The sequence below is a fragment of the Aquimarina aquimarini genome (assembly GCF_900299535.1).
GTDB classification, from domain to species: Bacteria; Bacteroidota; Bacteroidia; order Flavobacteriales; family Flavobacteriaceae; genus Aquimarina; species Aquimarina aquimarini.
In genome coordinates, this window is record NZ_OMKE01000011.1 from 15695 (window position 1) to 35018 (window position 19324).

Consider the following 19324-nt stretch of genomic DNA (forward strand, 5'->3'; position numbering starts at 1 on the left):
AAAAAGTTAGTCTTCTTAGAAAAGATTACAATCTTTTTTCTAAGAATGGATTATTTAAAAAAAGATGAATGTGTAGTGTGGATACTTATACCAAAACAGACTCTAAAGTCATTTGATATTAGATAATGATATCTGTATATTCTTTATCCTTAGCAATATTGTTATTACTCAACTGATTTACGATTACAGATAACTCTTTAATAGTTTGGTTTTCAAAAATAACTTTGATCGAAAGTCTAATATCAAACAGGTGTTTAATTTTTGTCATCATTTTTATGGCTAATAACGAGTGTCCTCCTAGATCAAAGAAATTATCATGAATCCCTATTTTGTCTATCGATAATAATTCTTGCCATATGTTTACCAATTTCTTTTGTGTGGTTGTTTCTGGAGCAACGTATTCATTATTTACCAAAGCTTGTTGATTAAAAATAGGGAGTGCTTTTCTATCAACTTTACCATTTGTATTTAGAGGGATTTTTTCTAGTGGCACATAGATTTGAGGAATCATGTAAGAAGGTAATTTTTCTTTGAGTTTTTGTACAATATCACCTTTCTCTATATTGGTGATTGGTGTATAGTATGCAACTAAAAATGCTTCTTTGTCTACATCTTTTTGAGCGACTACTACGGATTGTTTTATTTCTGATAATTCATCTAGACAAGACTCTATCTCCCCTAGCTCAATTCTATATCCTCGTATTTTTACCTGATGATCTTTTCTTCCTAAAAATTCTATATTTCCATCGGGTAACCATCGTGCCAAATCTCCAGTTTTATACAAACGAGATTGGTCTGTTTCAAAAGGGTTTTGGATAAACTTTTCGTTGGTTAACTCTGGTAGGTTACGATACCCTTTTGCCAATTGACTTCCTCCTATATATAATTCACCAATAACATCTACAGGAACTATTTTTTTATTTGTATCCAAAATATATAAAGACACATTATCTAATGGTTTTCCTATTGGTACAACATCTACGGTATCTTGATTTTTTGGTATGGTATAATGACTAGTATAAACGGTAGCCTCTGTTGGCCCATAAATATTTGATAATGTTGCTGTAAAACCAATTTTCTTATACTTATTCACTAGCCCAGGAGATAGAGCTTCTCCTGCCAGCATAACGTGCTTAACGCTATTAAACTTTGTTGCAATTGCTTCTTCAGAAATTGTTGTTATCATAGTAGCAAATAGAGAGGGCACCATATTTAGATGGGTTATTTTCTCCTTATCAATAATTGCTACTGTTTTTTCTATATCTGTTTCTGTCTCTTCTGGTAAAATAACTAGGCTATTTCCATGTACAAGCCACCCGAACAACTCATATACTGAAACATCAAAGGTAAAATTAGTCTTTAATAGTAATTTATCATTTCCTGTTAATGGGTACTGATTAGCCATTCCGTACAATAGGCAGGTTACTGTTTTATGATAAACTTCTACTCCTTTAGGGTTTCCTGTAGTTCCAGAAGTATAGATAATGTACCCTAGATGATCTTGGTCTATTGCTAGTGTTGGTCTTTCTATATCACATGCTTGTATTTCTGCTGCGTTTCTGGTTATATGTACAACTTCTATGTTTTTATTTATATGCAGCGATTCTGTATCAATAGTAGAAAGAAATAGTTTTGATTGGCAATCTTCTAGTATATAAGCTACTCTATGAGCTGGATATGATGGAGAAATTGGCACGTAGGCATTCCCTGATTTTAGCACCCCAAAAATACTAATAACCATCTCTAATGATCTATTCATATAGATGGGAACAGCTCCTCTTTCTACATTTTTACTGATCAGATAATTCGCTATTTGATTTGATTGTTCTTCTAATTCTCGATATGATATTTTTTGGTCTTCATAGATAAGCGCTACTTGATCTGGTTGATTTTTTGCTTGTTTTGCCAACATATCAAGAACTGTTTCTTCTTTTGGATACGCTCTTTCTGATTTATTGAAGTCTTGAAGTATCGTTGTTTGTTCTTTCTCTGTAATATAATTTAATGAGTCTATCTCATAGGTCTCTGGCTTACAAAAACTCTTGAATAGTTCATGAAAATGTTGTTGTATGCGGTGTATACTTTCATGAGTAATGATCTCTGGGTTATACGCAAACTTTATTAAAATAGTTTCCTTTTGTTGCACTATAGAGATGCTGATTGTATAATTTGTAAAGTCTTCTGCTTTTACATTTTCTATTTGTAAAGATGCTGCTACATTCAATGTATTTTCATCTACTGGATAATTTTCAAAGACCAATAAACTATCAAAAAGGGCTTCTTTAATATGGGTATATGATTGAATCTTACCCAGAGGAATATATCCATACTCTTCTCTTGCAGTTGTGTGCGAACTTTGTAATTGCTGTAACCATTGTGCAAGAGGCTCATGGGTAAGCGTTGTACATACTGGTATGGTATTAATGTAAAGTCCTACTCTATTTTCTATAGCAGTTACAGGAACATTCCTTCCTGAAATCGTGGTTCCAAATGTAACTGTGTCTTGCCTTGTATACTTAGACAGTAAGTAACTCCAAATTCCCTGAACGATCGTATTAAGGGTTAAATGATACTGTTGAGAATATTGTAGTATACTTTTTGTCGTTTCATTATCAATAGTAAGATCACTGATCGTATTGGCAAATACGGTATTTTTTTGATCACTGTTTTTTGTGAAAGGAATGTATGAAGGTGCTTTTAATGAGGATAGATATTTTTTCCAAAACCCTGTAGCTTCTTTTGTCTTCTTACGATGTATATGTCGTATAAAATCAATATAATTATCTTCTCCAACACGCAAAGGTTCCTGCTCCCTTTTCTGCATATAGTTTGTAATAAAAGAACTCATCAAAATAGAAAATGACCAACCATCCCATAAAATATGATGATCCGTAATGACCAGTTTCATTCTGTTTTCTGGTAATTTGAGTATCGTAAAACGTACCAAGGGAGCTTTTGTAAGATCAAACCCTTGTTCTTTATCAGAAATCAAGAAAGAGTTTATTGCTTCTGCTAGTGCATTTCCTGTAAGGTGACTGTAATCTATTATCTCTAAAGGAAAATCTACCTCACCATATACGCATTGCACAGGCACTTCAAAATATTCTGCATGTATCGTTGTTCGTAATATAGCATGCTTCTTGAATAATTTTTCCCAGCTTTCTTTGAATAGTGGAATATCAATTCCATTTACAAAATCAAAACTAAATTGTACTACATAAGCTCCAGGAGTATCATCAAAAATACTATGAAAAAGTATTCCTTCCTGCAATGGACTTAATATGGCTATATCTACAATCTCTGCGCTATGGCTTGGCAATTGTTTAAACGCTTCTAATTCTTTTTGTGTAATCGTAGCAGGTAACATATAGTCAGAAACGGTCTTAACTACTGTTTTTTGAGTCTTACAATGAGATACTATCTCTTCTAAATACGTGTTGAATTGGGTCGCCAATTGTTGAATGGTAATTGCTTTGTATCGCTTACTATCGTAGCTCCATCGTAGCTGAAGTTTACCATCTATTACCATACAATTAATAGCTATTTTATGCGGATTTGCATTTAATAAGCTTATATCATTGCCTTTATCTTCTTTTGAGAAGTTAATCATCCCATCTTTGATACTTGTATCAAAATTTCCTAAGTAATTAAAAACAATCTGATCAAAACTAATTTCATTATTAGGAAGTTGTTTTTGAGAAGAAAGATATTCTAACACTCCATACCCTATACCTCTATTGGGTATTTTTCTTAAGTTTTCTTTGGTTTCAATTATTAATTCAGAAAGGTTTTCTTTTTCTTTTGGAGCTGATAAAACAACAGGGAAAACAGTTGTAAACCATCCAACTGTACGGCTGATATCTACATCCTCAAATAGTTCTTCTCTACCATGTCCTTCTAAGGCTATTGTTACATTTTTAGTGCCTCCCCATTCTGATAATGTAAGGGTGAGAGCTGCTAGAAGTATGTCATTAATCTCAGTGTTATACACCTCATGTACTTTGGTTAAAACAGCAGTTGTTATTGTATTATTTATTATAACATCATGGTTTTTGACATCTTCATAAATTGTAGACCCCTTGTAATCAAAGTCTTGAGGAAATTCATTGCGATTGTTTATAATTGTTGTCCAATAAGCTACCTCAGACGCTTCTATTCCTTCATTGGCATATTCAGATAATTTTTGAGACCACTGTCTATAAGATGTATACTTATTACCTAAATTAATTGGTTGATTGTTCTTTATAGACACCATTGCTTTTTGAAGGTCTTCAAAAAGAATTCGCCAAGACACTCCATCAATCAAAAGATGGTGTACCGCCATAAAAAGTCTGTTTTTCTCTTCATTATCGGCAGTCTTAATCCATACAAATTTTGCACTCTCTCCCGTATAAATAGATAAACTTCTTTGATAAAATTCACATAATGCAGTAAGTTCTTCTTTTGTTTCTACCTGTTTTTCTTCTACAAGAATTATTTGTTTTCCATACACCTGTTGTATGGTATCTTCTTCTTTCTTATAAACAAATCGCAATGCATCATGATGCTTACTTAATGTTTGTAAGACTTTAGATACTTCTTCATATGTACTGTTTTTATCAATGTCTAATAGCATCGATTGGTTGTAATGATTAATATCCTCATACGGTGTGGCAAAAAATTCTTTTTGAATTGGTAGCAATCCTACATCTCCTGTTAGTATTCCTTCTTCTTTGATAACTACTATTTCTTCTTGAAGATTCTCTGTAATAGCTGCAATGGTTTGGTGATCAAAAATATCTTTTACTCTTATGTATAATCCACGTTCTTTGGCTCTACTTACTAATTGAATGGCCTTGATAGAATCACCTCCTAATTCAAAGAAATTATCTTCTATACCTATAGGAGACACATGTAACAATTCTTCCCAAATTTTTATGATTTGCTTTTGTACGGTAGAAAAAGGAGCTACATATGATTCTGTTGTAGTTGTAGTGATATCTATCGTTTTATTTTCTAAAGATTTTCGATCTATTTTACCCCCAGATGTTAACTTAAAGTTTTCTACAACATGATATATTGATGGCACCATATAAGATGGTAGTAGTTGTTGTAATTGATTTTGTATAATTTCTTTATCAAAGAAATCAGTTGTTTTAGCAGGCTCTACAAATGCTACAAGTTGCTTTGTATTACTGTCAATTTCTTTTACAATTACAGCTGTATTTTTTACCTGAGGTAGTTTATTTAAAGTGGTTTCTATTTCTCCCAGCTCTATTCTAAAACCTCTAATTTTTACTTGCTCATCTTTTCGCCCTAAAAATTCTATCGACCCATCTGGTAACCACCTTGCCAGATCTCCTGATTTATAAAGTCGTGCTTCTTTATCAGTAACAAAAGGATTTGAGACAAATGCTTCTCTGGTACGTTCTTCATTGTTATGGTATCCTCGTGCTACTTGTTGCCCTGCAATACATAATTCTCCTGTAACTCCTATAGGAACTAATGATAATTGCTCATCTACGATATAAACCTGAACATTTTTCAGCGGCTTACCTATAGAGACTTTATTGTCTTTTATAGGGGTTGTTGTCAATGTGGCTGTCACTGTGGTTTCTGTTGGCCCGTATGCGTTAATAACAGTAGTAAAAGGTTGCCATCTCGTTATTAAGGATTGGGGAACTCGTTCTCCTCCAAAAATAACAGTCTTAAGACTGCTCAAACGTTCTGGTTTTAAACTCTCTCCATAAACAACTGGTAAATCTATAATTTCAATTTGTTCATCTTCTAGTACCTTTTCTATCCTATCTGTTGCTAACATAGTTTCTTTAGAAATAAGTACCAGTTTTGCACCATGAGATAAGGCTCCGAATACTTCTCCTGCAAACACATCAAAACTGAAAGAAGCAAATTGTAAAATATTCGTGTCTCTAGTAACTCCTACAGCTTCACTTTGTGCCAATACCAAATTATGAAGGTTCTTATGTTCTATACAAACTCCTTTAGGTTTTCCTGTAGACCCTGATGTGTAGATAATATATGCTAGGTGATGCCCTTTGGGAACAGGTTTTTTTGTTTCTAACAACTGTTCTTCTGGATCAAAAGATAGGGTGTCTATACACAATACCTCTACTTCTTTATTTGTAAATAATGAACTTAGTTCTTGTTGCGTTAAGACAATAGATGCTTTTGTATCTTCTAGAATATATTGGATTCTGGCATTTGGTAATGTAGGATCAATAGGCACATAGGCCGCTCCAGATTTTAGGATTCCCAATACACCGATTATCAAATCCAATGAACGCTCTACACATATCCCAATACAATCCTCTGCTTTGACATGTTTTTTATGTAAATCATTGGCTAGGAAATCCGCCTTTTCGTTAAGTTCTTTGTATGTAAGCGTTGTCCCTTCAAAACTCAACGCAATTGCATCAGGATTTGAAGCTACTTGTTTTTGGAATAAATCTATCACCGTTTCACCATCTGGGTAAGCATCTACTGTTGTAGTAAACTCTTCTGTCAATATTCTTTTTTCATCTTTTGACAGCATAGAAATATCAGCAATTTTTATTGTACTGTCTAAAAGAATTGTATGGATGAGATTGGTAAAATGAGCGCCCATACGCCTGATAGTATCTTCTTTGAATAGGTCTGTACAATATTCTATAGCGACATCCATTCCATTTTCTTTTTCTGTGATATCAAAAGACAAATCAAATGTAGCAGTAGTATGCTCAAATGGTAATGAGGTAACCTCAACATCTTTTAAGCTAATTGTATGTACTTGCTCATTGTTTTGTAAAGCCAACATTGTCTGAAAAAGAGGAGTTCTACTCTGGTCTCTTTTTAGCTCAAGTGCATCAACTACACGCTCTAAAGGTACATCTTGATGATCATAACCCGATAAAGTAACTTCTCGAACCTTATCTAGAAATGTATCAAAACTGTCTTTTGTATTTATCGTAGTTCGCAGTGCAATGGTATTTACAAAATATCCTATCAAAGTAGCGATTTCATGCTGTTCTCTATTTGCTACTGGGGTTCCAATACAAATATCATTCTGATTTGTATACTTGTATAATAATACCTTATAAATTCCTAATAAGGTCATAAACAAGGTACACTCTTTTGATACTGAATAGGCTTTAAGCTTTTCTGTAATTTCACTATTCAGGGTAAAAGTATACATCGCTCCTTGGGTACTTTGTACAGGAGGTCTTTTATAATCTGTAGAAAGGTTTAATGTAGGTACATCCTCTAGTTGATCCATCCAATACCCCATTTTTTCTTTTAAAAAATCTCCTGAGATATACTTTCTTTGCCATACACTATAATCTGAGTATTGAACTGGTAATGGTTGCAATTCAATATTTTTTTCTTCGCATATAGCATTATAACAGGTTTCCAATTCTTTTATAAATATAGGAATAGACCATCCATCTGAAGCGATATGATGCATTGTAATCACAAAAACCTGTTCTTTATTATTTGGTATCAATACTCCCCTAATCATAAAATCATTGGATAGATCAAAAGCTTCTTGAACCAGCTTTGCTACATACGCTTCTATAGAAATATTTTTACTCGTATGTACCCTTTCTTTTATGGCAAAATCACTGGCTGATAATAGGTGCTGATATCCGATCCCTTTTTCTTCTTTAAAAACAGTTCGCAAAGGTTCATGGCGCTCTATTATGATTTGTAACGAATTGGTTAATATTTCTTTTTTCAGATTCCCATGAATTCGCAATGCTATTGCCATATGGTAATTAGAAGTTCCTGATAACTGATCCAAAAACCATAATCGCTCTTGTGAAAAAGATAATGGTACGCTTTCTTCTCTTTCTTCTTTTAGTATTGCTGGTAAAGAAGAAACACTTTCTTTATTTATTGCAATACACAACTCATGAATTGTTGGGTGATTAAACACTAATGATATCTTGAGATGCATAGCAAGAACATCCTTGATGCGAGATATCAACCGTACTGCCATGAGTGAGTGTCCTCCTATAGCAAAGAAATTATCATGAATTCCTACTTTTTCAATAGATAATACTTCTTGCCAGATGGACGCTATATGCTGTTCTAAGTCTGTCTCTGGTGCAACATAGTTATGTGTAAGAGAAGAGTTATGATCTGGTGCTGGTAATAATCTTTTATTAATCTTACCATTAGGAGTTAATGGGAAAGTATCTAAAAAGATATAGTATTGAGGTAACATATAAGAAGGTAGTTTTTCTTGCAATACTGTAGCAATTGCATGCTGATCTATCTCTTTATTAACGATCATATAGGCGACAATAGATTTGGTTTCTGTATCATTGCCCCTAGTCATAACAAATGATTGTGCTATTCCTTCAACTTGATTTAATTGATATTCTATTTCTCCTAGCTCTATACGATATCCACGAATTTTTACCTGCGTATCTTTTCTACCAATAAACGCTATCGTACCATCGGGTAACCAGCGTACTAAATCTCCTGTTTTGTATAAGATTGAATTTTCAGAATCATCAAAAGGATTTGTTACAAAACGTTCTTTGGTCAAATCATCCAAATTAAGATACCCTTTTGATACTCCTAATCCTGCTGTATATAATTCTCCAACAACCCCTATCGGGCAAATATTCATATCCTGTGTTAATACATAGATATTTGTTCCTGGTATTGGTTTTCCGATAGGAATACTCCTAGTGGGATCTATATCTCTTGGAACTTGATGACAGCAGGTAAATGTAGTATTCTCTGTAGGACCATACCCATTGATTAAAACAACTGTCTTGTGCTTATTATATAATTGATTAGCACTGTGAGGAGACAGGATATCTCCTCCAGACAATACATATTGCAACGGTAATTCTGAGATATTACTAAGTACCCATTGATCGAATAAGGCTGCGGTTAACCAAATTGTATTTATAGAATATTTGGTTATATGATTATTTATTTCTGATATATCTACCTGATCAGGGGTGTATACTATAAGCTCTCCTCCATTCAATAAACATCCCCATATCTCAAAAGTTGCTGCATCAAAAGAAATCGAAGATAATTGCAACATCTTAGTGTTTTTATCTAGCGATACTACATCTATCTGACTTAATCTTGCAACTCCTCTATGCGGAATTAGCACTCCTTTGGGTCTTCCTGTTGATCCTGATGTATAGTTTATATAGGCTAAATCCTCTGTAGATACTGTAACAGGAACTGCTGTTTTTAAATATTTTTTTACAACACTATCTATACAATCTATATTAATGATGTCTATAGCACTATCCAAAAATACCGAGGATAACTCACTATGACTCAAAATCAAACTAGCATCTATATCTTCAATAATAAAATCAATCCGTTCTTTTGGATACGTAGCGTCTATAGGCACATAAACAGCTCCCGTTTTTAAAATTCCTAAAATTCCTATAATCAAATCAAAAGAACGATTCATACTTATTGGTATAAACGCTCCTTTTACTACTCCCCGATCTAATAAATAATGTGCCAATTGATTAGAACGGTCTTCTAATTCTTTATAACTAATTTGATCCTCTCCTGATCGTAGTGCAATAGTATTTCCTGAAACTTTTACGATTTCTTGAAACATACTGAGAATCGTATTTTCATTACTCTTACAAACATTTCCTGTACTTAGTTTATCTAATAAATAGTTTTGTTCAGATACAGAGAGTAATGTTAATTGGTCTATTCTGTGAGACGGATTGGCAACGACACTTTGTAAGAGTTGTATATAATGTGATGTCATTTTATGAATAGTATCATCTGCAAATAAATCAGTACAATACTCTACAGCCACAGAAAGATGCTCATCCTTCTGAATTACAATAAATGTTAGATCGTATTTAGCAATTTGATACTCATAGTCTTTATACTTGGTGACAAGACCTTCCATTGGAAATGCCTCGTTCTCCGACAGGTTTTGTAATGAAAATAATACTTGAAAAAGAGGAGTTCTGCTTCTATCTCGTATATCATCTAATACATTTACAACTTGCTCAAAAGGCACATCCTCATGCTGATATGCTGATAATGCTGTAAATTTTACAGTCTGTAAGAAATCAATAAAACTATGCTTAGTATCTACATGACTTCGAATAACAATTGTATTGACAAAAAAACCTATTAACTGCTGAATTTCTTTTTGTTTTCTATTGGCTACTGGACTTCCAATATTTATATCTGTTTGCCCAGAATAACGATACATCAATACATTCAATACACTTAGCATTAACATATATAGCGTTACATCTTCTTGTTTTGCCAGTTTAATAAGATTTTCAGATAATTCCTTTTCAATATCTACCGTTATTGTATTTCCTTTTGTACTTCGTATAGAGGGTCTTGCAAAATCAGTAGGTAATTCTAAGGGGGTTGAGTCTTGCAAGTTTTCTATCCAATATGCTAGTTTATTTGTCAAAACCTCTCCTTGCAGATATTCTCGTTGCCAAATAGCATACTCTATATATTGAATAGGAAGCGTATTTAGAGTAGGGGAAGTATTTTTGATATTGGCGTTGTAAATAGTTGACAACTCATTAAAAAACAACGGAAGATTACCATCTGCTGCAATATGATGAAACACAAAAATTAATGTGTATTTAGATGTTGTTTTTTCTAGTAAATAAGCCTTTAGCATATAATCACTAGACAAATCAAAAGGAAGTGTTATTTTCTCTTTTAGTATTTCTTCTTCTTTTTTATCATCAGACAATTGTATTATCTCTGTAAACATCCACTCATTCTCAGGTACTATTTTTTGAAACCCTTGCCCTTTATATTCATAAAAAATAGTTCTAAGGGGTTCATGGCGATTGACAATTTCTTGTATAGATGTTTCTAATAATGAAATATCCAGCTCCCCTGTAATTTCTAAAACTACTGGTATATGATAATGATTACTGCCTTCTAATTGATCAAGAAACCATAATCGCTCTTGAGAATACGATAGCGGAATGTGTTCTGGGCATTCTTGAACTTCTATCTTATCTGTAACTTCTTTTCTATTATTTTTTGTTGTGATAAATTCAGAAAGCTTGGCAATGGTATCATGCTCAAAAATATCTTTGATATCAACTGCCACATCAAAGGTCTTGCGGATCATACCACCCATTTGTGTAGCCAATAGTGAGTGACCACCTAATTCAAAAAACTCTTCATCAATCCCTACTGAATCCAGATTCAAGACTTCTTTCCAAATCTCGATGAGTTGTTGTTGTGTGGGATTGCTTTTACTTTCTATTAAAGCAGAAAGCTTGGCGATGGTATCGTGCTCAAAAATATCTTTGATATCAACTGCCACATCAAAGGTCTTGCGGATCATACCACCCATTTGTGTAGCCAATAGTGAGTGACCTCCTAATTCAAAAAACTCTTCTTCTATTCCTACTGAATCCAAACTCAAAACTTCTTTCCAAATCTCGATGAGTTGTTGTTGTGTGAGATTGCTTTTACTTTCTATTAAAGCAGAAAGCTTGGCGATGGTATCGTGCTCAAAAATATCTTTGATGTCTACTACTACATCAAAGGTCTTGCGGATCATACCACCCATTTGTGTAGCCAATAGTGAGTGACCACCCAATTCAAAAAATTCTTCTTCTATTCCTACTGAATCCAGATTCAAGACTTCTTTCCAAATCTGGATAAGTTGTATCTCTATAGAATTGACAAAATGCTGTGGTGCCCATGTTTTTTTCTTTTCTAGTGGGCTAGGTAGTTCTTTTTTATCTACTTTACCATTAGGAGTTAGTGGATATGAATCCATTGGGATCATAAATGGAGGAATCATATACTCTGGTAATTTTTCTTCCAATCGTTTATGTATAGTTGACTTATCAAAAGATCCTTCTGGAATGATATATGCCGCCAATCTTTTTGATCCTCCTGGATCATCAAATGCTATGACAATCGCTTGTTTCACTAAGTCTAATTCTTGCAAAACCGTCTCTATTTCTCCTAGTTCTATTCGGTACCCTCTAATTTTTACCTGTGCATCTTTTCTTCCTATAAAATTAATCGTACCATCACTAAGTCTCTTTACAAGATCCCCTGTTTTGTACAGAACTCCTTCTTTGTTATTAAATGGGTTTGGAACAAATCGTTCCCTTGTTAATTCAGGTTTATTCAAATACCCTTTAGAGACTCCATCTCCTCCGATATATAGTTCTCCTTCTACCCCAATAGGGCACAATTTATTATAAGCATCCAGAACATATACTTGTGTATTGGATAGGGGTTTCCCTATCGGCACTAGATCATCTTGTACAGTATTAATAGGGTAACTGGTTGCATAAACTACTGTTTCTGTAGGGCCATACACATGGATAATCGTATTTTCTCCTGAATGCTCCAATGCTTTTTTTACATGTGGCACAGACACAAGTTCTCCACCGAATAAAACTTTTCGTAGGTGCTTAAAAATTTCAGGATCATTATCTACAAAAGAGTTAAATAATGCTGTGGTAACAAAACAAACGGTGATCTTCTGCTCTTTAATTAATTTGGTAAGTTGTATTGCACTTGGCGCTGCTGCTTCATGAATAAGATGAAGGCTTGCTCCTTTTAGTAAGGTGCTAAAAATCTCATAAACTGATCCGTCAAACGCAAAATTAGACCATTGTAATACATGATCTTCTGGTTGAATTGCTATCGCTCCTTTATCATAAACCAATTTAATGATATTCTGGTGTGTTACCTGTACTCCTTTTGGGGCGCCTGTAGTTCCTGATGTATACATGATATATGCTAAGGAATTGGCACTCCTCTTTATTTGTAGAGGCTTTACCTCACCTCTTTCTAGCTCTTCTATCAAAATGAATTCGTAGCCCGAAAGTTCTTTTTCAGAAATTAAAGACTTATCGGTACAGATAATTTTGGCAACAGCGGCATCTTCTAGAATATATTCTAATCGCTGGGTAGGGTAATCCATGTGTAAAGGAACATATACGCCTCTACATTGTAATACTCCAAAAATACCAATCATCATCTCTATTCCTCTTTTTGCAAGAATCCCAACGGTATCTCCAGGAATTACCCCTTGAGACAAAAGGTGTTGTGCCAAAAGGTTTGACTCATCAAATAGCTCTTGATAGGTAAGTTGCTTATCACCATACACTAGCGCTGTTTTGTCAGGGTTTTTGAGTACTTGCTCTTCAAAGAGCTCAATGATCGTTTTTTGATTGGGATATGTGGTTAGTGTTTGATTAAATGAGCTTACTAATGTTTTGTATTCTTCTTGCGAAATGTAATCAAGTTCTCCTATGGTTGTAGCCCCATCAACGATATGCAACAACGTCTGTTTCAAATGCCCTTTTATCATTTTTACTGTATGATGCTCTAATAGATCATGGTGATATGTAAACTTGATTTTAAGCTTATTATCGATAATAGCAACTGATAGGCTAAGTACAAAGTTTCCGTATTCATCTGCATCGATATTGGTTATCGATAATACTCCTTGCTCATTCAGAGACTTTTCATCAACAGGATAGTTTTCAAATACCACAATAGTATCAAACAAAGAGCCTTTTATAGATGATGTGGATTGTATATCATTCAAGGATAGGTTCCCATATTCTTCTCTACTTGTAGTATGTTCTTTTTGAAGTTTTTGCAACCAATCACTTACAACCATATCATCAGAAACTTTATTAATGACTGGTATCGTATTGATATATAAACCTACTCTTTTCTCTATATTATCTACCCCTGCACTTCTTCCAGAAATAGTAGCCCCAAAGCCAACTGTATCAGTACCATTATATTTTGACAATAAGTAGGACCAAACTCCTTGAATTAGTGTGCTTTGAGTTACATGCTTTTGTTGCGTATATGTAATTAGTTTTTGAGTAAACTGCTCATCAAAATCTAGTGTACTTATTGTATCTCCAAAAAGTTTATTTCTTTTGGATGGGTCTTTTACAAAAGGAAGAAATGTGGATGCTGTTATAGGTTCCAGATATTTTTTCCAATATGCTTGGGATTTAATGGTGTCTTCTAATGTATTCTTTCTGATCAGATCTCCGTAGTTATCTACTTCTAATACGGGTAATTCTTTTTGTTCTGAGATTGTATTATAAATATTTACAAAGGATGAAAACAATGAAGCAAATGACCACCCATCCCATAGGATATGATGATTTGTTATTAATAATTTGATCTTATTTTCTGGTAATTTTATAATCGTAAAACGCACTAATGGTGCTATAGACATATCAAACTCAAGAATACGTTCTTCTTTTTTAATGATATGTAAATCTTCTTCTGTGAGTAAGGTATCATTACTATGATCAATAATTTTTGTAGGGATAGTAACTTCTTTATATACACATTGAACAGCGTCTTTGAAATAATCTGAGAAAAACGCTGTACGTAAAATAGTATGTTTATTAGAAAGGTATTTCCAAGATGTTTTGAATATTTCAACATCAAAACCTGAGGTAATATCAAAACTAAATTGTACCACATAAGCGCCTTTATTTTCTCCGTATTGACTATGAAACAACATTCCTTTTTGTAAAGGACTTAACGGATATATATCTTCTATTTTTGAAGAATGCTTAGAAAGTGAATGAAATTTTTCTAATTCACTATAGCTTATTTCAGAAGACAATCCATAGTCTGAGGCTGTTTTTACAGGGGTAGTAATACTTTTACAAAAATCAATAATCTGCTCTAGATTTTGAAGATACTTACTTGATAGTCTATCTATCATTGCATCACTAAAACGAAGGCTATCATAGCTCCAATTCATTTGTAGCTGTCCTTCAATTATAATGCTATTGATAGCAATTTTATATGGATTTTTATTTGACTCTCCTATATCTGATCCTTTATCTATTTCTGATAATGAAAAAAGACTTTTGTTATTTATACTAGATTCAAAACTTCCTAAATAATTAAAGAGTATCTCATCAAAATTAGCACTCAGCTTTTCTTTCATCAAAGGGTCTTCTTCTAGATATCTGAGCACTCCATACCCAAGTCCTTTATTAGGTATCCCCCGAAGGTTTTCTTTTGTATCTGCTATTATTTTTTTGAGATCTGTAACCTCCTTAGGGATTGATAAACAAACAGGAAATAAAGAAGTAAACCAACCTACAGTTTTACTAAGATCTATTTGGTTACTTATCTCTTCTCTACCATGCCCTTCTACTCCAATAACAATATTTTCTTCTCCTATTTGGCTACAAAGAGTCATGGCCAAGGCACTTAACAATATGTCATTCATATCTGTACCCAATGCAGTGTGTGCCTCTTTTACCAGCGATGTTGTTTTTTCTGAAGAAAGAGATTGTGTTTTATACTTGGTTTCTTGATAGGTTAGCTCTTTATCAGACTTCTTTTCTACTGGAAATGGTTTTTTATAAGATATGACATCAGTCCAGTAAGGTATTTCTGATTGAAATAACTCTTCTTTGACAGCAGTCTCCAACGTTGATTGCCATTGCCTATAGGAGGTTGTTTTGTTAGAAAGTGAAGGATCGTTCCCGTTAAGTATTTCATTTAAATCTTCTAATAGAATTCTCCATGAGACCCCATCAATAACTAAGTGATGTGCACAGAAAAACAATAAATTTTGTTTTCCGTTTTCTGTTTTAGAAATCCAAATTACTTTTATGGGTTCTCCTTGAGTACTATCTAATTCTTGTTGGTATTTTTTACATAGCGCTGTTACCTCTTTATCAGAAGACGCTTCTTCTTTAATCAAGGGTATCTCTTTTGTGGTATATTGTTGGGTAACGGTATTAACATCTTGATATTCAAATGATAATCTAAGCGCATCGTGTTGTTGTATTAAAATTGATACTGCTTTAGACAATTGAGTATAGGTTAGTTCTTCTTTTATAGAGAATAACATCGATTGATTATAATGATTATAATTCTCCAGATTCATCTCAAAGAACATCTTTTGAATAGGTAATAACCCAAAAGTTCCTTTTAAAATTCCTTCTTCTCTTAAAGTAGATGTTTGTTTGTCTAATTGTTGTTCTAGTTCGAGAATGGTTTGGTATCTAAATACATCTTTTACTTTGAAGTAGAGTTTATAATTTTTAGCTCTACTTACCAATTGAATCGCTTTTATAGAGTCTCCTCCACACTCAAAGAAATTATCGGTAACTCCTATTTTTTCTGAGCCTAGCAATTCTTGCCATATGGATACCAGTTGTCGTTGTGTTAGACTTACAGGAGCTATATATTCTTTATCTTGATTAGTAATTATTGTTGGTACTGGTAAAGCTTTGATATCTATTTTACCATTGGCAGTCATTGGGAAACTAGCTACTTCTACATAATTTTTTGGAAGCATATATGAGGGTAAGCTTTCCTTGAGAAGTGCTTTTATACTAGATACATTGAGTTGTTTTTGGGGCAATAAATAGGCTACAAGCTGATTATTTCCAGAAAGGTCTTCTTTTGCAATAACTAATGCCTGTTTTATTTCATCCAATTCTTCAATACGGCTTTCGATCTCCCCTGGTTCTACTCTATAGCCACGAACCTGAACTTGATTGTCTTTTCTTCCTATAAATTGAATATTACCATCGTGTTGTACTCGTACTAAATCTCCTGTTTTATATAGTTTGGTATTTGTTTTAAAAGGATTCTCTACAAATTTTTCTTCTGTGAGCTTGGGCCTATTCCAATACCCTAATGCTAGTTGATCTCCTGCTATACAGAGTTCTCCTGTTATTCCAGGAGGAAGTATCGATAGGTTTTCGTCTACAACGTATAAGGACACATTATTTATTGCTTTACCTATAGGTACTGCTCCTACTTCATTTTCTTTTACTTTATAATAAGTAGCAACTACTGTGTTTTCTGTAGGGCCATAATTGTTATAAGGGGTTACATTTTTCTTATGTCTATTTATGATTAATGCCTCTCCCCCAATTAAAGCTTTAAATTCTGAATGAAATTCCTTGCTTTCTTCTGCTATGACTTCTTTGTATAATACAGGAGGTAGATACCCATGTGTTATCTTATTAGTATTGATAAAGTCTATCAACATTTCTGTCTCTAAACGCTGCTCATTTGTTATTGGAAAAACACTAGCTCCTATGGTGAGGTAAGGAAAGATTTCCCAAACAGAAGCATCAAAACCAACTCCAGACAACAGAGTAGCTTTGCTAGAGGGCTTCACATCATAGGCATCTTGATGCCAATAACATAAATTGCTTAATCCTTTGTGCGAAATCATAACTCCCTTGGGAACTCCTGTTGTTCCTGATGTATAGATTACATATGCTAATTGATCAGAACTAATTGAAGTAGTAATCGCTTCGTGACTATAAGATGCTAATTGCTTATACACCTCATCTATTTCAATAATCGTTACTGCTGTATTTAGGCTGTTTTTTGTGTAACTCTCCGTATTTGTAATAAGTATTTTGGCCTTTGTATCTTCAAGGATAAAATCAATACGCTCTTTTGGGTAAGAAGGATCGATAGGAACATAGGCTGCTCCAGTTTTTAATACTGCCAAGACACTTATAATCATTTCAGTAGATCGATCTAAACATATAGGGATTACATCTCCTTCTCTTATATCTTTTGCTATTAAATAATTGGCTAGTTGATTGGATTGTTTATCTATTTCTTGATAAGAAAATGAGTGCCCTTCAAAACAAATACTTATCGATTCTGGAGTTTTCTTGGCTATGTTGCAAAATCTATCTATAACATTTTTATCAAGAGCATAATCGATTGTATTTACCTGTATACTGTTTATAAGTTCTTTTTCTTCTTCTTTACTGATTAGTTTTAAATCATTAATAAAAGATGTGGGTTGTGCTATTGCTGATTCTAATACTTGTTGATAATGAGACAACATGGTACTAATGGTCTTTTCATGAAATAAATCAGTACAATACTCAAGAGTAAGCGTCATTCCTGCTCGATGTTCTTCAACCTCCATCGCAAGGTCATACTTGGAAACCTGATAGTTACTATTTTCCTCAACGACAATTGTTTCTCCTAATAAAAAGGGTTTCTTTTCTTCAGAATTGGTATATGTAAAAATGGTTTGAAACAAAGGGCTTTTACTCAAATCTCTTTCAATACCTAATAGATTTACTATTTCAGAGAACGGTACTTCCTGATGCTCATGCACCTTCATCAAAGAAGCTTTTACCCGACTTAACAATTCTATAAAGCTAGTTTTTTTGGGTAAAAACGTTCGAATAGGCAATGTATTTACAAAAAAACCTAACAATGATGTGGTTTCTTCTTGGTTTCTATTTGCAAATGGGCTTCCTATACAAATATCTTCCTGACTAGAATAACGAGCCATGATTATTTTAAAAACAGATAGTAAGAATATATATGGGGTTACTTTATTTGCCTTGGAAAACCCTATTATTTGGTCTTTTATTTTTTTGTTTAACTGCAAGATTACTCTATCTCCTGCTACACTTTGGGTAGTAGGTCTAATTCCTTTTAGTGGTAAATGTAAAGGTGCAACTTCTTGTAAATATTCTTTCCAGAACCTCAACTTCTCTGTAGTACCACTTTTCTTAAAAACATCTCGTTCCCACAAGGCATAATCACTGTATTGTATTGAGGGTTCTGGTAAGCTTACCGATGCACCTTGCATATATGTTTGATAAATTTGAGAAAGTTCTTGTAGAAGAATTGGTAATGATTGACCATCAAAGGCGATATGATGTATCAAGATTAATAGCTTAAAATCAGTATCGGCAACTTTGATAAAATGAACTTTTATCGAGTAATCTACAGATAAATCAAAAGGAGTTTGTATTAACTTTTGGAGATACTGTTCTAGCTCATGATCAGTGCTAGTAAAATCATGTTGCTCCAAGTTCCAGTTATGAACCTGTTGTACCTTCTGCTCTGCAATACCATTGTGATCATAAAAAACGGTTCTTAATGTTTCATGTCTTCTAATTACTTCTTTAAAACTACTATTTAGTATTTGTAAATCTATCAACTCACAAATACTAAACAAAAATGGCATATGATATTGGGTGCTCCCTTGTAGCTTATCTATAAACCATATACGCTCTTGATTAAAAGACAATACTTTTGCTGTAGCATCATTGTTACTTTTATGAATCTTTTTTACACCTGTTTTATGCGCACTCTGATGTTCTTTTAAGAATTGAGTAATTGCTACTTTATTGTCTTTTATTAACTCTATTATGGTTACGGGTACCGCTACTCCTTTTTGCTTTTTTAATTTTAATTCTCCTTGTTGAAGAAATAATTGTACCCCATATTTTTTTGCATTATCTAAAATATCGACAACTAGACTTAGTGTATTCATTGTTACGGTTTTGCAAAGATTTATTGATAATTTGTGTGAAGGTTT

1 protein-coding gene is annotated in these 19324 nt (G+C 33.4%); it reads right to left on the bottom strand.

Translation table 11 applies throughout. The features are described from left to right. Positions 1-118: 118 nt before the first annotated feature. Positions 119-19279: a non-ribosomal peptide synthetase gene (locus DG508_RS06590; protein ID WP_108867379.1), complete on the bottom strand. Its 19161-nt coding sequence runs from the start codon at positions 19277-19279 to the stop codon at positions 119-121. Positions 19280-19324 lie beyond the last annotated feature (45 nt).